Here is a 16,433-nt window from a genome sequence, read left to right on the forward strand (position 1 = left end):
ATTACTCACCCGTCCGCCGCTCGTCATCTTCTAGCAAGCTAGAAATGTTACCGCTCGACTTGCATGTGTTAGGCCTGCCGCCAGCGTTCAATCTGAGCCATGATCAAACTCTTCAATTAAAAGTTTTGTGAATCCGAAGATTCGGCGCTCATTGAATTCTGATTTTGATTCTTTCGAATCGAATTGACTGTGCTGAAACAAGTAAACTTGTTTCCGTTGGTCACTCAGTTCAATTGAGACTCTAAATTTGTTTGCGTCATCTAGCGAACTAGAATCTGCTGTTAGAACTCAACCTGTACGAGTGCCCACACAGATGATTGCTTCATATTTTTAAAGAACAGTCCGGTTACCCGGTTTCGAGTTGCTTTCGCGTCTCGAGGGCTGTGCATTCTACTCAACCCTGTTTTGTTGTCAACACTTAATTTTGAGAAAGTTTTCATTTTTTCAAAACTGAGTTTTACTTGACTCCCTGAGTTGCTAGCGCCTCGCTATACGTTGCTGCCTGCCGTCTCAGTGGGGTCGCATTATAGGGAGATTCGATTTTGACGCAACCCCTTTTTTAAAGAAAATCGCTAAAAATGGATCGTTTGGACAAAAATGAAACGATAACAGCTGTATTTAACAGTTAACGATCTAATTTAGATCTTAATTGTTACATTTAAACTGTGAAACCAGTGGGAAAGGAATACTTATATAGCTGTATATATAGAAGTGAGATGTTTTATTTTGGCCATATAAAGAAAAAGCCGAGCATAAGCTCGGCTTTTTGTGTCTTTTTAAGACTTACTCTGCAGACTGCGCGTCTTCTTGAACTTCTTCAGTCGCAACTGGGCGATCTACTAGTTCAATGTAAGCCATTGGTGCGTTGTCACCAGCACGGAAACCACACTTCAAAATACGAGTGTAGCCACCAGGACGGCTTTCGTAGCGAGGACCAATCTCGCTGAACAACTTACCAACAACTTCTTTATCACGCGTGCGAGCAAACGCTAAACGGCGGTTTGCAACGCTATCAGTCTTAGCCAGTGTGATTAAAGGTTCAATTACACGGCGCAACTCTTTCGCTTTAGGCAATGTTGTTTTGATGATTTCGTGCTTCACCAAAGAACCAGCCATATTGCTGAACATCGCTTTGCGATGGCTGCTGTTACGGTTTAATTGACGACCACTCTTACGATGGCGCATGACCCTATCCTTCTAACTAAACTAAATATAGTGATTTAGATTACTCAGCTAAGCTTGCTGGCGGCCAGTTTTCTAGGCGCATGCCTAGAGAAAGACCACGTGATGCAAGCACGTCTTTGATCTCAGTTAGAGACTTCTTACCTAAGTTAGGTGTCTTAAGAAGCTCAACTTCGGTACGCTGTACTAAATCACCGATATATTGAATTTGCTCGGCTTTCAAGCAGTTTGCTGAACGAACTGTTAGCTCAAGATCATCAACTGGACGAAGCAGAATAGGATCGAATTCTGGCTTCTCTTCTTTCTCTTCTGGCTCAGAAACATCACGTAAATCTACGAATGCTTCTAATTGCTCAGCAAGAATAGTCGACGCACGGCGGATCGCTTCTTCAGGATCTAAAGTGCCGTTCGTTTCCATATCAATGATTAGCTTGTCTAAGTCAGTACGTTGTTCAACACGTGCTGATTCAACCGAGTACGCAATACGCTCAACCGGACTGAATGATGCATCAAGCAACAGACGGCCGATTGGACGCTCATCGTCTTCAGAGGATACGCGGCTAGACGCTGGTACATAACCACGACCACGCTCAACACGAATACGCATGCTGATCTCGCTGTTATTTGTCGTTAGGTGACAAATTACGTGATCAGGGTTAGCGATTGTTACGTCGCCATCGTGCTGAATATCTGCCGCAGTCACAGGGCCTACACCAGATTTAGTCAGGGTCAGAAAAACTTCATCTTTGCCTTCAATGTTTACTGCCAATCCTTTCAGATTTAGCAAGATTTCAATGATGTCTTCTTGTACGCCTTCTTTCGCGCTGTACTCATGTAAAACGCCATCAATTTCTACCTCGGTAACTGCACATCCAGGCATAGATGACAACAGAATACGACGTAGTGCGTTTCCTAGAGTGTGACCAAAACCACGCTCGAGCGGCTCAAGAACCACTTTAGAACGAGTCGGGTTGATAGCGTCGATATCGACTAACCTTGGTTTTAGGAATTCGGTTACAGAACCCTGCATTTTATCCTCTCTTAACTCTTAACTTTACTTCGAGTAAAGTTCGACGATTAGTTGTTCGTTAATGTCCGCAGACAGATCAGAACGCTCAGGTAGGCGCTTGAAAGTACCTTCCATTTTCTTACCGTCAACTTCAACCCAAGTTGGCTTTTCACGTTGCTCAGCCAATTCTAGAGCCGCTACGATACGCGCTTGTTTCTTAGACTTCTCACGGATTTCAACCTGATCTTCAGGAGAAACGTTGAAAGAAGGAATGTTAACAACACGACCATTAACCATAATCGCTTTGTGGCTTACTAGCTGACGTGCTTCAGCACGTGTGCTTGCAAAACCCATGCGATATACAACATTGTCTAGACGTTGCTCTAGAAGCTGAAGTAGGTTTTCACCTGTGTTGCCTTTAAGGCGAGCAGCTTCTTTGTAGTAGTTACGGAATTGCTTTTCAAGGATGCCATACATACGACGAACCTTTTGCTTTTCACGTAGCTGTAGACCGTAGTCAGATAGACGACCCTTACGAGCGCCGTGCTGACCTGGTGCAGTCTCAAGTTTACACTTAGAGTCGATAGCTCGTACGCCGCTCTTAAGGAACAGGTCAGTACCTTCACGACGACTTAGCTTGAGCTTAGGGCCCAAATATCTTGCCATGTTCTTTCTCCTAACCTATTGTTATACGCGACGTTTCTTCGGTGGACGACAACCATTGTGTGGAATTGGCGTCACGTCAGTGATGTTGGTAATACGGAAACCAGCAGCGTTCAATGCACGTACAGCAGACTCACGGCCTGGACCTGGACCTTTAATGAAAACTTCTAGGTTCTTTAAACCGTATTCTTGAGCAGCAGTACCTGCACGCTCTGCAGCTACCTGAGCAGCGAACGGAGTAGATTTACGTGAACCACGGAAACCTGAACCACCTGCTGTTGCCCATGAAAGTGCATTACCTTGACGGTCTGTAATAGTAACAATAGTGTTGTTGAAAGAAGCATGAACGTGAGCCATACCATCAGCAACTTGCTTTTTTACCTTCTTACGACGAATTGGTGCTTTAGCCATAACTTACCCCACCTTATTTCTTGATAGGCTTGCGAGGACCCTTACGAGTACGCGCGTTAGTCTTAGTACGCTGACCACGAAGTGGTAGCGAACGACGGTGACGTAAGCCACGGAAGCAACCAAGGTCCATAAGACGCTTGATGTTCAAAGTAACTTCACGACGAAGATCACCTTCTACAGTGTACTTGCCAACTTCTTCACGAAGTACGTCAAGTGTTTCGTCTGAAAGCTCACCGATTTTAGTGGTTTCGGCGATACCAGTCGCAGCTAAGATCGCCTTAGCGCGAGTTTTACCTACACCATAGATGCTTGTTAAACCAATAACTGCATGCTTATGGTCAGGAACGTTAATGCCAGCTATACGGGCCACTAACACATCTCCTATTTTAAGTTTGGTAATCATCTTCTTGAAAAGCCCGTAAGGATACTCAAGCGATAACCAAACTATAATGAAAAACACAGGCCGAGTAGGATACTCAGCCTGCATGACTGTTTAATTAGCCTTGCCTTTGCTTGTGCTTAGGCTCACTGCAGATCACACGTACTACACCAGCACGTTTGATTACTTTGCAGTTACGGCAGATTTTCTTAACGGAAGCACGTACTTTCATTACTCAACTCCGTAAACCGACCTTATCGGCCATAGCCTTTAAGGTTTGCTTTTTTCAGCACAGAATCATACTGATGTGACATCAGATGGGTCTGTACTTGTGCCATAAAGTCCATGATCACAACAACGATAATCAAAATTGATGTACCGCCGAAGTAGAATGGCGTTTGCCATGCCATGGTCATAAACTCGGGCACCAGACAGATAAAGGTAATATACAATGCACCTGCCAATGTCAGGCGTGTCATCACTTTATCAATGTATTTCGATGTCTGCTCACCTGGACGAATACCTGGGATAAATGCACCAGATTTTTTCAGGTTATCTGCTGTTTCACGTGGGTTGAAAACCAACGCTGTGTAGAAAAAGCAGAAAAAGATAATAGCTGCAGCCAAGACCATCGCATACAGCGGTTGACCTGGAGTCAATGCTGTTGAAATAGCTTGTAACACATCAGCTAACGGACCTTCACCCTGGCCGAACCAGCTTGCAATTGTACCAGGGAACAGAATGATACTACTAGCAAAGATTGGTGGAATAACCCCAGCCATATTAACTTTTAACGGCAAGTGTGTGCTTTGAGCAGCATATACTTGACGACCTTGCTGGCGCTTCGCGTAGTTAACAACGATACGACGTTGACCACGTTCGAAGAATACCACCAAGTAAGTTACGGCAAATACGATTACCGCAATCAGTACCAGTACCAAAATGTTCAATTCACCTTGGCGCGCCATTTCGGCTGTCGAACCAATAGCAGACGGCAGGTTAGCTACGATACCAACAAAAATCAGGACTGAGATACCGTTACCGATACCACGTTCTGTAATTTGTTCGCCCAACCACATAAGGAACATACAGCCGGTTACTAAACTCACCACAGCGGTGAAATAGAAACCAAAGCCTGGGTTAACAACTAACCCGTCCATCATGTTCGGTAAGCCAGTGGCGATACCGATTGATTGGAATGTAGCAAGCACGAGCGTACCGTAACGTGTGTACTGGCTTATTTTCTTACGCCCAGCTTCACCCTCTTTTTTCAGCTCTATCATCGCAGGATGTATGTGCGTTAATAGTTGCATGATAATCGAGGCCGAGATGTAAGGCATAATACCCAGTGCAAGCACTGAAGCACGCTCAAGCGCACCACCGCTGAACATGTTGAACATTTCAACAATGGTGCCCTTCTGTTGCTCGAAGAATTCGGCAAGTACAGCGGCGTCAATCCCAGGGATCGGCACGAATGAACCTAGACGGTAAATGATGATAGCACCGAGAACAAATAGTAAACGACGCTTCAATTCCGCAAGCCCGCTTTGTGCACTTTGCATATCGTGACCTGGTTTAGCCATAAAGTACTTCCTTACTCTTCTACCTTGCCTCCGGCAGCTTCAATCGCTTCGAGAGCACCTTTAGTCACTTTAAGACCTTTAACGGTAACCGCGCGAGAAACTTCACCAGATTTTACTACTTTTACGAACTGGACGTTCTTTTTAATCAGACCAGCTGCTTGTAACGCGTTTAGATCTACCACATCGCCTTCAACTTTAGCGATTTCGAATAGATTTACTTCAGCAGACGCAAGCGACTTACGTGAAGTGAAACCAAACTTAGGTAGACGACGTTGCATAGGCATTTGACCGCCTTCAAAACCAACGCGTACTTTACCGCCTGAACGTGATTTCTGACCTTTGTGACCACGGCCACCAGTTTTACCTAGACCAGAACCAATACCACGACCAAGACGTTTCTTAGGTGTTTTAGAACCCGCAGCAGGAGAAAGTGTATTCAAGTTCATCGAATTACCCCTCAACCTTAACCATGTAAGAAACTTGGTTGATCATACCACGTACTGAAGGCGTATCTTCTAGCTCTACAGTGTGGTTGATGCGACGTAAACCAAGGCCACGTAATGTAGCTTTATGCTTCGGTAAACGACCGATAGAGCTACGTACTTGAGTTACTTTTACTGTGTTTGCCATGGTGTCTTACCCCAAAATCTCATCAACGCTAAGACCACGTTTCGCAGCCACTGCTTCTGGAGATTTCATGTTCTCTAGTGCAGCGATTGTTGCGCGAACAACGTTGATCGGGTTAGTCGAACCGTAAGCCTTTGATAATACGTTCTGTACACCAGCTACTTCTAGTACTGCACGCATCGCACCACCGGCGATGATACCTGTACCTTCAGATGCAGGTTGCATGTACACTTTAGAACCAGCGTGACGACCCTTGATAGGGTGCTGAAGTGTATTACCTTTAAGGTCTACGTTGATCATGTTACGACGTGCTTTTTCCATTGCTTTTTGAATAGCAGCTGGAACTTCACGTGCTTTACCATAACCGAAACCTACTTTACCTGCGCCGTCACCAACTACTGTTAGTGCAGTGAAGCTAAAGATACGACCACCTTTAACCACTTTAGACACACGGTTTACCGCGATTAGCTTTTCAGCCAAATCAGGCTGTTGTTGCTTTGCTTCTACGTTAGCCATTGTCTACTCCTAGAATTGCAAACCGGCTTCACGCGCTGCATCAGCAAGCGCCTTCACACGGCCGTGATATTTAAAGCCACTGCGGTCAAAAGCGATACTTTCGTTAACGCCTTTTTCAGCCGCACGTTCAGCAACTGCTTTACCCACTGCTTGTGCAGCTTCGATGTTGCCTGTGCCTTTAACTGTTTCAGCAATTGCTTTTTCAACAGTAGAAGCAGCAGCCAGTACACTTCCTTCTGCGCTAATAACTTGAGCGTAGATGTGACGTGGCGTGCGGTGGATAACAAGACGGATTTTGCCTTGTTCAATAAAATTTCTACGAGTGCGTTTAGCACGACGTAGACGAGCTGTTTTCTTATCCATCGTCTTACCTTACTTCTTCTTAGCCTCTTTACGACGCACGTGTTCGTCAGCATAACGTACACCTTTACCTTTATAAGGCTCTGGCTCACGGTATGAACGAATGTTCGCAGCAGTTTGACCAACTAGCTGCTTGTCTGCGCCCTTAACAACGATCTCAGTCTGACTAGGAGCTTCAATAGTGACGCCCGCTGGGATCTCGAAGTTTACTGGGTGTGAGAAGCCTAGAGTTAAATCTAGAACATTACCTTTCACCGCAGCACGGTAACCAACACCAACAAGTTGTAGCTTCTTCTCGTAACCGTCGTTTACACCAACAATCATGTTGTTGATAAGTGCACGAGCAGTACCAGCTTGAGCCCAAGCGTTAGCAACGCCTTCAACTGGGTTCGTTTTGATTACGTTCTCTTCGAATGAAACTTCAACAGCCTCGTGGATCGTACGGCTAAGTTCGCCGTTCTTACCTTTAACTGTGATATCCTGGCCTTTTAGCGTGATTTCTACACCGGCTGGAACATTAATAGGTGCCTTTGCTATACGCGACATAGTCCCCTCCGATTACGCTACAAAGCCAATGATTTCACCGCCAACGCCAGCACTACGTGCAGCACGGTCAGTCATTAGGCCTTTAGAAGTTGATACGATAGCGATACCTAGACCACCCATTACCTTTGGTAATTCGTCACGTTTCTTGTAGATACGTAGACCAGGGCGGCTAACACGCTGGATGTTTTCGATTACAGCTTTGCCTTCGAAATACTTAAGTTCGATAGCAAGCTCAGGCTTAGCACCTTCAGTTACAGAGTAACCAGATACATAACCTTCGTCAGTTAGCACTTTAGCAACTGCTACTTTCAGCTTTGAAGATGGCATTGAAACAGAAACCTTCTTCGCAGTCTGGCCGTTACGGATACGTGTGAACAAATCCGCAATAGGATCTTGCAAGCTCATTGTCTTACTCCCGTGATTCTATTACCAAGAAGCCTTTTTAAGGCCAGGAACTTCACCGCGCATAGCTGCTTCGCGTAGTTTAATACGGCTTAAGCCGAATTTACGAAGGAAACCATGTGGGCGGCCCGTGATGTTACAACGATTACGTTGACGTGCAGGGCTCGAATCACGCGGAAGACTCTGAAGTTTCAGAACCGCGTCCCAACGCTCTTCATCTGATGTGTTAACATCGCTGATGATAGCTTTAAGTGCCGCACGCTTTTCAGCGTACTGTGCTACTAGTTTAGTGCGCTTTGCTTCGCGCGCTTTCATTGAATTCTTTGCCATAACCCTACCCTTATTTCTTGAATGGGAAGTTAAACGCTTCTAACAACGCACGGCCTTCATCATTCGTTTTCGCAGAAGTAGTGATAGTGATATCAAGACCACGAACGCGATCTACTTTATCATAATCAATTTCTGGGAAGATGATTTGCTCACGTACGCCCATGCTGTAGTTACCGCGACCGTCAAAAGACTTAGCGCTTACACCACGGAAATCGCGAATACGCGGGATAGCGATTGAAACCAAACGCTCAAAAAAGTCCCACATACGCTCGCCACGTAGGGTTACTTTACAACCAATTGGGTAACCTTCACGAATCTTAAAGCCTGCAACTGACTTACGAGCTTTAGTGATTAGAGGCTTCTGACCAGAGATTGCTTCTAGATCCGCAACAGCGTTTTCTAGAATTTTCTTGTCAGCTAGGGCTTCGCCCACACCCATGTTTAATGTGATCTTTTCGATCTGAGGGACTTGCATGACAGAGCTATAACCAAACTTCTGTTGAAGTTCTGCTACTACTTTGTCTTTGTATACTTCATGCAGTTTCGCCATCTTCTACTCCAACTATTAAATAGTTTTACCAGTAGATTTGAAGATACGCACTTTCTTGCCATCTTCAAACTTGAAACCCACACGATCTGCTTTACCCGTTTCCGAGTTGTAGATCGCAACGTTTGATACGTCGATAGACGCTTCTTTCTCAACAATACCGCCAGGCTGGTTCAACTGAGGAACAGGCTTTTGGTGCTTCTTGATAAGGTTTACGCCTTCAACAAATACTCGACCAGTTTCAGTTACAACTGAAAGCACTTTACCGCGCTTACCTTTGTCTTTACCGGCTAGTACGATTACTTCGTCATCACGACGGATTTTTGCTGCCATGATCGACTCCTTATAGTACTTCTGGTGCTAGTGAAACGATCTTCATGAACTTTTCAGTACGAAGCTCACGAGTCACAGGGCCGAAGATACGAGTTCCGATTGGCTGTAGGTTATCGTTAAGGATAACTGCAGCATTGCTATCGAAACGGATCAAAGAACCGTCTGGACGACGAACGCCTTTTTTGGTACGCACAACTACTGCGTTTTTAACATCACCTTTCTTCACTTTACCGCGAGGAATAGCTTCTTTAACAGAAACCTTAATGATGTCACCAACCGATGCGTAACGACGGTGTGAGCCGCCAAGGACTTTAATACACTGCACTTTGCGAGCGCCGCTGTTGTCAGCAACGTCCAGCTGAGTTTGCATTTGGATCATTTTAGATGCTCCGGTGTAGTTTCAACTCGCCATAATTTGTATATAAATTAAGGCATTAAATATCTTATCCGCTCAATTATCAGGCAACTTTTATGTCACTCGACGTCTGAGGGCGGGCAATTGTATCAGTAATGACGCACAAAAGGTAGGCTAATTTTTAATTAATTTGAGAGCCAACAGGCTGTATGTACTTGCATATTTGCCTAGGCAACCAACCTTAGTTTGCATGGCCCATGCAAGTATTGTGGTGAAAATTACTACTGTTCAATTGTTTATAAAACAAACAGGGCGCTAAATGCGCCCTGCCCTTAACTCTTTATATGGGGTCAATTAACCACCAAACAAGCCTTTTAATTTATCTTTTACCTTGTCTTTTACTTTTTCTGTGGCTTGCTCTTTAGCTGCCTCACTCACATCTAGGCTGATATCCACCTTGTGGAAAGGTCCTTTGATGCGCATTGGGATCTTGAAGCCCGTACTGTCATCCGTCGTACCTTGTCCTTCTATTGAATTGACAATACCTGTGACTAGGCGGTAATTGACATTCGTTGCCGGTAAATCCACTGTACCACCGCCCGTTACACGTATAAGAGGGCTTTTAAGCGACAAATCAGAATTGGTGCCCACGCCTTTATCAAAGGTCATAGTCCCTGTTAGCGCAGTGAAGTCAGTTTTTTGCGACTCGTCATAGCCAGTATTAAGACCCTCGGTCAACGCGCCGGTATTACCAGACAACAACTCTTTAGCTTTGCGAACCAACTCTGCGACATTAGCACCTTTAATTGCGCCGTCTGCAAAGCTAAAACCTAAAGTACCAGCCAAGGCGTTCACAAAATCCTTTTGACTTTGACCTTGGGTAGTAAGCTGCCATTGCATAGAACCTTTACCAAGCAGCTTATCAAACTTCACTGCATCCGTTAGCAATGGCTCAGCATCGATGCCTTTAAGTTCAAAGCCTGTGGTGATTTTGTATGGTGCTTGTTTGGCATTGAGGGTAACTTTACCCTGACCTTGACCTTCGTAAGCAACGAACTTATCCATGCTCAAATTCAGTAATGAATTTTGAAGCTTAAGTGTGAACTGGTTTTCACCGAGCTTAATGTCGCGAGCTTTAAGACCACTTGAACGTACAACTACATTCGCATCCAGGCTATTTAGCGCCGACAAGTCGAGCTTCGTATCATCCCAGACGATAGGTTGCGCTTCGCTTTGCTCTGCGTCTTGTGCTGGAGCGTCAACTGGGTCTGGTAGGTAAGGATTCAAATCTAGCATTCCTAGGTCGACTTTCGCCGATACATTCAGACGCTCACCTAGATTCAATGTACTTGAGCCTTCAATGGCTAAGGCATCGAGTTTTGCGACAAGCTTAGATACGGTGAAAGTTTGTCCTTTAAACTGCATGCTGCCATCAACACTGAAGGCATTGAATGCTTCATCCTTGGCTTCGAGTGTGACACCTTGCCATTTAGCAATGTCTTTCACCGAATCACCATCAAGGTGGAGCTCACCAGTGATATTGCCACCCTGTTCAGCAATTTGGCCTTTAAAATCGAGATTCAGAAGCTTAGATTCAACACGCTTTTCAACTGCGAAAGTACGACCTTCAATCGCTTTTACTGGATTATCTACCATCACGTCCAATTCAAAACGTTGGTCCATGTAAGTAATGCCGCCTTTGAGCTCTAATGGCTTGCGTAGCGATTTGAGTAATACGGCTAAATCAAGGTCGGTAATTTGTTGCTGAGCGCCTGTTTGACCGTCTAAATAAGTGAATTGTCCGCCGTAGATAGCCACTTCGCCAAGCTCAATATCAAAGCTTTCAGGCAAGGTGATTTGCCCTGATGTTTTTTGTTGTGCGGTCGGTTGTTCGGCCACATTGTCAAACAATTGCCAGTTACCTTTACCTTGTTTATTTGTTTCCAAGAGGATATTAGGTTCACGGATCACAAACTTATTCAGTTTGATTTCACCAGAGAAAACTGTGCTCCAAGGAATATGGATATCCAACTGCTTCATCGTCGCCATATTGTCACGAGAGCCGCCCGCCATGTTAGAAAAGCTCACATCGTTGAGCTCCAGGCGTAGCGACGGGAATATGGCTAAATCTTTGTCACCCGCAATAGTGAGGGTGCGGCCAGTCGTTTTTTCGACTTGCTCGGAAATCTTTGAGAATATCGCATCCACAGGGATAAAAAATGGAATCGCAATCAACAACCCGATGATCACAATCAGAATAACACCTAGTACCTTCGCAAGGGTTTTCATGTTTAACCTCGTTCCTTTTAAGACAACATAGCTAGTAGCTTAACCGATCGGCTAGTGTCCTGTCATTGTAGTAAATCTGAATGAATATATGATGATAGTTGCTTGTTTATCTGTTACCAGCGATAGCCAATTTGCAATCCGAGGCCATCAACGCCAGGATTTGGGGGCGCTAAACCACCGTTGGAGGTGTGTTGATAGCGCACACTGGCGAACACGTCACTTCCGGCAATAAAATAGGTGTAATTTAAGCTCGACATAAAGTGCCAACGACTTCCTACGTAGTGCGCATAGTAGTAGTTATCATCAACATAGGTTGGTGAAAATCCGAAGGTAAAGCGGGTACTTTTACCCTCAAAAAAGTGCCAATAAACCCCAACTGAATAATAAAGCACGTCATCAAAATCATTCCATCCATACTTTTTATCTAGGCCGTTGAATTCACCCAATGTAAAAACGACTCCATCCGCCCAACTAAATGAAGAGGGTGCATCAAGGCTATACGACAATGCAGTGATACGATCATCGTCATTGGCGCCTATTGTGTACCCTGCATAAAGTGCGACCTCATCAGCTGTTGCTTGTGAGCTTATTAATGAGCCAAGTAAGACAAACATCAATAGAAGAGTTGTTTTGGGTGTTTTCATCGACGCAGGTTTCGCTACAGCGGTGGGCATAAAGCTTCTTAACATCCTGTATTGAAGTAGTTATTCTGTGCTCAAGCATAGCCTAATTGCTTGTTTCAAGATACAAAAAGGAAACACGATACATATCTTAATAGACGAACCCCGCTTGCAAATGCAGCAATTTTGAACGCCGCACGCAATTCTTACATTTCAGAAGCGCCCGGTACACAGGTGGCGCAGCGCTTGTAAAAGCAACTGAAGATGCAAATGCGGATTTCTGGCTTAGTAGCTATCTACATTCGGCTGTGGTCATGATTCCCCAACCCACAAAGCAGACCCAATTTGAAATCGATTATAGTCAATTACACTTGGGTTTCACTTCGTGCGACAGGTATAAAAAGAGAGGCTTTTTTAGTTCATATCACATACACGGTGACACCCTGAAATCATTTGCGTTAATTGAAAAAGTCAATATTGCAACAAAACTTAATCCCAGTATGATGCACAACCCCGTTAAATGGCGGGGCTGTGTTGTATCTATTGGAGCGAGTTGTACCAAGCATGAAGAAGTTGCTGATTTCCCCATCAAAAATGGCGTTGGCCGAACAAGAAAGTCAGATTTATCAAAATATCCTAAAACAAGCGACCGACATTAGTCTCAATTTGATGGCTGTAAAAGTAGATAATCATCCTGATGACTTTCTAGGCTGGTGCTATGAGCTTCTTGATGTCGTAACAACACGACTTAATTTTGAATTACTGGAGTCAACTCAGCTACCTACAGTAAAAAAATTGCAGACCTTGCTCAAAGACGCCATTAGCTTTTTGCAGTTAAAAACATTACGCGTCGCTCCATGGCCAGTAATATGTGAATACCTTAAACAAAATAGTGACCGCGTATTGCTCAATGAACACTTGGCCCTATGTGCACACATCAAGCTCCTTCAACAAACGCCTTTTCAGGACTTAACTGCAGAAGATAGATTGGCATATACCGGTAAACACACTGCCAATCATGACCCTGCAGTATATCGCTTTGATGTTGAGTTTTTTGCTAGTACTAAAGGAGCTAAAGCGTTTCATCAACAAGTTGACGATCAGCCTCATGCAGTCAGTACGGCGCTGGGTCACATTCCACTGACGGGTGAGGTGACTGCCGAACACTATCAAGCATTTGTGATGGCCTATCTGCACTTGTTTGTTGGCTGTGATGATAAACCCACACTGGCACCAGCAACGCGTTTACTTGCAATGCGACGCCCAGATGTTTTCACACCAATAACGAGTACTAAATCAGATGCGTTATGCTCTGCACTCAATATTGCCAAGCTCAACAATCGTGATTTCGAACGCTATTGGCAAGACGTAGTGCTAACGGTTGCTAGACTACCGTGGTTCGCTATGGCGCATGCGCAAGACGACCAAGAGCAACAACTGGCTGATATCAAAGCCTTGCTGCCATGCTTATTTTTCTACTTTGATGAAGATGCCAATGAGCAGTCGAACTACTACAAGCTGTTACACAAACCTAAGCGCAGCACGGGTAATGTAAATACATCGGGCCGTAAACGCTCGAAAGAGTCGGCGGAGCAAATTGTTGACCGCGCGCTAGCTCAAGATGACATCCCTCAGCATATCCGCGATAAACGCGATTCAATTGTTCAAGAAGTGGAAAAAGGACGCAGTGTCGCAGACACCATCAGTTTGATGCGCGCGATTTTTGGATAAACACCGCCACATTAGCGCCGCAAGGCGCTTTGCACCCTAGTTACCAAAGCTCTACGATTCATTCTGTCCGCGTATGCACATCCAGTAGCGGGAACTTGCTATGCCCAAAATATACAGTCAGCGATAAAGTCTCATTGGCTTTAAATACCTGAGAAAATTCACTAGGACTGATCCGCTGACCATTTGCAACTACAGCATTCAAGTGCTTCTGAGTCATAGTACGTAGACCATTCGCCTGATTAGATACGGTAACGACTGCCCATCGCTCGCCCTCCTCATTACTCATTAACACAACGCTATCCACCACGAATTCACTTAAATCCGGCTGAATTTTTTCATCATTCGGAAAGGCCAATTTCACGCTGTCGACAATAACCCTATCAACCATGATCACGTCATTATTCGCCCACACAGAACTTGCGCTCAATAACGCTAACCATAAAATCCTTTTCAACATGACTGTTACCTCAAAGGCTTGAAACAACTCACAATGTGAGCCTAATAAAGTTAATGTAGGATTAACCGCACTGGATTAGCACACTCAAGAGACACTCAACCGTTAGCATTAATGGCCCTACGTATTAAATTTGTACCAGCTTGCTTAGCGTCGTACATTGCAGCGTCAGCCAGTTTAAGAAGTTCATCCGTGCGCTGCGCATCTTGCGGATATATTGCGACACCAATACTGCAACCGACACTAAGCTGGTGATCATTGACGAACACAGTCTCGTTGATCGCGGTCATAATTTTACCCGCAACCCCCTCAGCGGAATCACCATCCTCCATATCCTCAAGCAAAACAATAAATTCATCGCCGCCATATCGCGCGACCGTATCACACTCGCGAATTTGCTGGCAGATGCGTGTAGCGATTGTTTTTAGTAGTTGGTCACCAACGTTATGACCTAGCTCGTCATTCACGGGTTTAAACTTGTCTAAATCAATGAACAACAACCCCAACATAGTGTCGTAGCGCTTTGCTCGCGATAGCGCTTGGTTGAAACGGTCAACAAACAGCGAACGATTCGCTAATCCTGTCAAATAGTCATAGTGGGCCAACAATCTTAACTGTGCTTCAGCGGCGACACGTTCGGAAATATCAGTCAGTACTATCACATAGTTAGTAACGGCCCCTGCGTCATCACGCACGCCATTGATGGTAATCACCACAGGAATTTCAAAGCCCGACTTGGTGTAAGCGGTCAGCTCGCCTTGCCAAGTGTTTTTCATCGCTAACTCTACTTTAATATTGAGTCCATCAGCATGTGCATTAGCGAAAAATGGCGGGGCTTTTCCGAGTAATTCGCGTTCGGTATAGCCAGTGAGTTCTAAATACGTGTTGTTCACAGAAGCAACGTTAAGGTTGCTATCAGCAATCAGTATGCCGTTGTTGGCAGAGTTAAATACGGTGGCCGCCAAACGAATTTCGTTCTGGGCTTTTTTTGACTCCGACAAGTCGAGAGTAAAGGCAATGCCTTTGTTTGTTTCACCACCGAGCAACGCTGGGCCAACCAATACAGGAATTGCCTCTCCTGATGCGCTAACGAATACCTTCTCGAATGGTTTACAGTGCCCATACTCTAGGACTTCGCGCAGCTTTTCATTATCCAACTGCTGATACTGCTCAGGAGTAATATTGCGCCAATTCACTTGGCCGCTAGCAATACTCTCCTCGCTGAATCCCAACATATTGAGGAACACATTATTCGCATCGGTAATTGCGCCATCTTTGTCCCAATCAATAATTCCCAAGAGTTCAGTGCGATATAAGCTTTCAAAGCGATTTTCGCTGACGATTAGCTCTTCTTCCGTTTCCACTATGCTCAGTAGCGTTCGGCGTGTGATCCAAGCGACCAACAAGATAATGGTCAACAACATACATGAGCCAGCAATAATGGTTACTTTCTTAATCCACCGCGCGCCCTCACTCAAAATCGCTGAAAACTGATATTCTTTTTCGTGCAGTAGAGTGTTTAAGTCATGCAGCGCTTTGACATGGCTGTTGATGGCGCTTTGATCTTTATTTTCGATGGCCTGCTTTAGTTTCTCACCGAGTACCAACAGTTCTTGAATGAGTACGTCAGCTTCCTCCCAAATGACAATCGCTTCTTTCATATAGGGAAAGTTTTGGAAGTGTATAAAGAAGGTGATCAAGTCATTGATATCTTCGGGGTCATTTCCACCTTGTAAAAACCCCTGAAACGCCCTTTCAGAATCAGGGTCATCCTTTTGCAGCGCGACGCGTGCTTGGTTATCGCCAAGATTAACTTTTAGGGCATTTAAAAAAGATTGGTACTGCTGTGAATTCTCACTTTGGGCGTAGGCTAATAAGTGCCCCACAGCATCTTTCTGAGCTTTTGCGTATAGACCTTCGCCACGCACATAACCACGCACAGCATTGAGCATACTGGTTTGCACATAGGAGGCCAATGACAATACGAAAAGCGCGACAATTAGAATCGAAACTAATGTCAGCACTTTTCGTTTGATGAATGATTCCCTCTTGGTTCGATGTATTTTCGAGTTAGAGTGATTCAACAGCCGCTCCGG

22 protein-coding genes and 1 rRNA gene are annotated in these 16,433 nt (G+C 44.9%); 1 reads left to right on the forward strand and 22 read right to left on the reverse strand.

Features of this window, described 5'->3' with window-relative positions:
- The 20 genes from V1358_RS16865 to V1358_RS16960 form a co-directional block, all read right to left on the reverse strand.
- A 16S ribosomal RNA gene (locus tag V1358_RS16865) occupies positions 1–119 on the reverse strand; the annotation flags it as partial.
- Between the two features lie 664 nt (positions 120–783).
- Entirely contained in the window at positions 784–1,185 is a 402-nt protein-coding gene (rplQ, locus tag V1358_RS16870) for a 50S ribosomal protein L17 (protein ID WP_105200316.1), read from the reverse strand.
- 40 nt (positions 1,186–1,225) lie between these two features.
- Positions 1,226–2,212, reverse strand: a complete 987-nt coding sequence (locus V1358_RS16875; RefSeq protein WP_105189428.1) for a DNA-directed RNA polymerase subunit alpha — start codon at positions 2,210–2,212, stop codon at positions 1,226–1,228.
- A gap of 24 nt (positions 2,213–2,236) precedes the next feature.
- Positions 2,237–2,857 (reverse strand): 30S ribosomal protein S4, encoded by a 621-nt coding sequence (gene rpsD / locus V1358_RS16880; RefSeq protein ID WP_347391982.1) that lies wholly within the window; start codon positions 2,855–2,857, stop codon positions 2,237–2,239.
- Between the two features lie 21 nt (positions 2,858–2,878).
- Complete coding sequence (rpsK, locus tag V1358_RS16885) at positions 2,879–3,265, reverse strand: 30S ribosomal protein S11 (protein ID WP_022943956.1); 387 nt, start codon at positions 3,263–3,265, stop codon at positions 2,879–2,881.
- Between the two features lie 13 nt (positions 3,266–3,278).
- Complete coding sequence (gene rpsM, locus V1358_RS16890) at positions 3,279–3,635, reverse strand: 30S ribosomal protein S13 (RefSeq protein WP_105189430.1); 357 nt, start codon at positions 3,633–3,635, stop codon at positions 3,279–3,281.
- A 127-nt stretch (positions 3,636–3,762) separates the two neighbouring features.
- Positions 3,763–3,876, reverse strand: a complete 114-nt coding sequence (gene rpmJ, locus V1358_RS16895) for a 50S ribosomal protein L36 (protein WP_002959476.1) — start codon at positions 3,874–3,876, stop codon at positions 3,763–3,765.
- 22 nt (positions 3,877–3,898) lie between these two features.
- A complete protein-coding gene (gene secY, locus V1358_RS16900; RefSeq protein ID WP_347391981.1) occupies positions 3,899–5,227 on the reverse strand; it encodes a preprotein translocase subunit SecY in 1,329 nt (442 codons plus the stop codon).
- A gap of 11 nt (positions 5,228–5,238) precedes the next feature.
- Entirely contained in the window at positions 5,239–5,673 is a 435-nt protein-coding gene (rplO, locus tag V1358_RS16905; RefSeq protein ID WP_347391980.1) for a 50S ribosomal protein L15, read from the reverse strand.
- Positions 5,674–5,677: 4 nt separating this feature from the next.
- Entirely contained in the window at positions 5,678–5,857 is a 180-nt protein-coding gene (gene rpmD / locus V1358_RS16910; RefSeq protein ID WP_105189433.1) for a 50S ribosomal protein L30, read from the reverse strand.
- A 6-nt stretch (positions 5,858–5,863) separates the two neighbouring features.
- On the reverse strand, positions 5,864–6,370 hold the full coding sequence (gene rpsE, locus V1358_RS16915; protein ID WP_105189434.1) for a 30S ribosomal protein S5: 507 nt from the start codon (positions 6,368–6,370) through the stop codon (positions 5,864–5,866).
- A 9-nt stretch (positions 6,371–6,379) separates the two neighbouring features.
- Positions 6,380–6,733 (reverse strand): 50S ribosomal protein L18, encoded by a 354-nt coding sequence (gene rplR / locus V1358_RS16920; protein ID WP_347391979.1) that lies wholly within the window; start codon positions 6,731–6,733, stop codon positions 6,380–6,382.
- 9 nt (positions 6,734–6,742) lie between these two features.
- Positions 6,743–7,276 (reverse strand): 50S ribosomal protein L6, encoded by a 534-nt coding sequence (rplF, locus tag V1358_RS16925; RefSeq protein ID WP_105200322.1) that lies wholly within the window; start codon positions 7,274–7,276, stop codon positions 6,743–6,745.
- Between the two features lie 12 nt (positions 7,277–7,288).
- Complete coding sequence (gene rpsH, locus V1358_RS16930; protein ID WP_105189437.1) at positions 7,289–7,681, reverse strand: 30S ribosomal protein S8; 393 nt, start codon at positions 7,679–7,681, stop codon at positions 7,289–7,291.
- Between the two features lie 21 nt (positions 7,682–7,702).
- Complete coding sequence (gene rpsN / locus V1358_RS16935; RefSeq protein ID WP_347391978.1) at positions 7,703–8,008, reverse strand: 30S ribosomal protein S14; 306 nt, start codon at positions 8,006–8,008, stop codon at positions 7,703–7,705.
- Between the two features lie 10 nt (positions 8,009–8,018).
- Positions 8,019–8,558, reverse strand: a complete 540-nt coding sequence (gene rplE, locus V1358_RS16940; RefSeq protein WP_105189439.1) for a 50S ribosomal protein L5 — start codon at positions 8,556–8,558, stop codon at positions 8,019–8,021.
- Positions 8,559–8,573: 15 nt separating this feature from the next.
- Positions 8,574–8,888, reverse strand: coding sequence for a 50S ribosomal protein L24 (gene rplX / locus V1358_RS16945; protein ID WP_347391977.1), 315 nt, complete (start codon positions 8,886–8,888; stop codon positions 8,574–8,576).
- A gap of 10 nt (positions 8,889–8,898) precedes the next feature.
- Positions 8,899–9,267: a 50S ribosomal protein L14 gene (gene rplN, locus V1358_RS16950; protein WP_105189441.1), complete on the reverse strand. Its 369-nt coding sequence runs from the start codon at positions 9,265–9,267 to the stop codon at positions 8,899–8,901.
- A gap of 330 nt (positions 9,268–9,597) precedes the next feature.
- Positions 9,598–11,532 (reverse strand): AsmA family protein, encoded by a 1,935-nt coding sequence (locus tag V1358_RS16955; protein ID WP_347394289.1) that lies wholly within the window; start codon positions 11,530–11,532, stop codon positions 9,598–9,600.
- Positions 11,533–11,645: 113 nt separating this feature from the next.
- The gene (locus V1358_RS16960) at positions 11,646–12,206 is read right to left on the reverse strand and encodes an acyloxyacyl hydrolase (RefSeq protein ID WP_347394290.1); all 561 of its coding nucleotides are present in this window, start codon (positions 12,204–12,206) and stop codon (positions 11,646–11,648) included.
- 510 nt (positions 12,207–12,716) lie between these two features.
- Here V1358_RS16960 and V1358_RS16965 point away from each other — a divergent pair.
- Positions 12,717–13,883, forward strand: coding sequence for a hypothetical protein (locus tag V1358_RS16965; protein WP_347394334.1), 1,167 nt, complete (start codon positions 12,717–12,719; stop codon positions 13,881–13,883).
- A gap of 58 nt (positions 13,884–13,941) precedes the next feature.
- Here V1358_RS16965 and V1358_RS16970 read toward each other — a convergent pair whose 3' ends face one another.
- Positions 13,942–14,340: a hypothetical protein gene (locus V1358_RS16970; protein ID WP_347394291.1), complete on the reverse strand. Its 399-nt coding sequence runs from the start codon at positions 14,338–14,340 to the stop codon at positions 13,942–13,944.
- Between the two features lie 95 nt (positions 14,341–14,435).
- Positions 14,436–16,301, reverse strand: a complete 1,866-nt coding sequence (locus tag V1358_RS16975) for a diguanylate cyclase domain-containing protein (RefSeq protein ID WP_347394292.1) — start codon at positions 16,299–16,301, stop codon at positions 14,436–14,438.
- Positions 16,302–16,433 lie beyond the last annotated feature (132 nt).

This window comes from Pseudoalteromonas pernae (assembly GCF_039831865.1).
GTDB lineage: Bacteria > Pseudomonadota > Gammaproteobacteria > Enterobacterales > Alteromonadaceae > Pseudoalteromonas > Pseudoalteromonas pernae.

Coding starts and splice junctions, on each gene's coding strand:
- rplQ (WP_105200316.1), bottom strand. CDS start 1,185: ATGCGCCATCGTAAGAGTGGTCGTCAATTAAACCGTAACAGCAGCCAT.
- V1358_RS16875 (WP_105189428.1), bottom strand. CDS start 2,212: ATGCAGGGTTCTGTAACCGAATTCCTAAAACCAAGGTTAGTCGATATC.
- rpsD (WP_347391982.1), bottom strand. CDS start 2,857: ATGGCAAGATATTTGGGCCCTAAGCTCAAGCTAAGTCGTCGTGAAGGT.
- rpsK (WP_022943956.1), bottom strand. CDS start 3,265: ATGGCTAAAGCACCAATTCGTCGTAAGAAGGTAAAAAAGCAAGTTGCT.
- rpmJ (WP_002959476.1), bottom strand. CDS start 3,876: ATGAAAGTACGTGCTTCCGTTAAGAAAATCTGCCGTAACTGCAAAGTA.
- secY (WP_347391981.1), bottom strand. CDS start 5,227: ATGGCTAAACCAGGTCACGATATGCAAAGTGCACAAAGCGGGCTTGCG.
- rplO (WP_347391980.1), bottom strand. CDS start 5,673: ATGAACTTGAATACACTTTCTCCTGCTGCGGGTTCTAAAACACCTAAG.
- rpmD (WP_105189433.1), bottom strand. CDS start 5,857: ATGGCAAACACAGTAAAAGTAACTCAAGTACGTAGCTCTATCGGTCGT.
- rpsE (WP_105189434.1), bottom strand. CDS start 6,370: ATGGCTAACGTAGAAGCAAAGCAACAACAGCCTGATTTGGCTGAAAAG.
- rplR (WP_347391979.1), bottom strand. CDS start 6,733: ATGGATAAGAAAACAGCTCGTCTACGTCGTGCTAAACGCACTCGTAGA.
- rplF (WP_105200322.1), bottom strand. CDS start 7,276: ATGTCGCGTATAGCAAAGGCACCTATTAATGTTCCAGCCGGTGTAGAA.
- rpsH (WP_105189437.1), bottom strand. CDS start 7,681: ATGAGCTTGCAAGATCCTATTGCGGATTTGTTCACACGTATCCGTAAC.
- rpsN (WP_347391978.1), bottom strand. CDS start 8,008: ATGGCAAAGAATTCAATGAAAGCGCGCGAAGCAAAGCGCACTAAACTA.
- rplE (WP_105189439.1), bottom strand. CDS start 8,558: ATGGCGAAACTGCATGAAGTATACAAAGACAAAGTAGTAGCAGAACTT.
- rplX (WP_347391977.1), bottom strand. CDS start 8,888: ATGGCAGCAAAAATCCGTCGTGATGACGAAGTAATCGTACTAGCCGGT.
- rplN (WP_105189441.1), bottom strand. CDS start 9,267: ATGATCCAAATGCAAACTCAGCTGGACGTTGCTGACAACAGCGGCGCT.
- V1358_RS16955 (WP_347394289.1), bottom strand. CDS start 11,532: ATGAAAACCCTTGCGAAGGTACTAGGTGTTATTCTGATTGTGATCATC.
- V1358_RS16960 (WP_347394290.1), bottom strand. CDS start 12,206: ATGCCCACCGCTGTAGCGAAACCTGCGTCGATGAAAACACCCAAAACA.
- V1358_RS16965 (WP_347394334.1), top strand. CDS start 12,717: ATGAAGAAGTTGCTGATTTCCCCATCAAAAATGGCGTTGGCCGAACAA.
- V1358_RS16970 (WP_347394291.1), bottom strand. CDS start 14,340: ATGTTGAAAAGGATTTTATGGTTAGCGTTATTGAGCGCAAGTTCTGTG.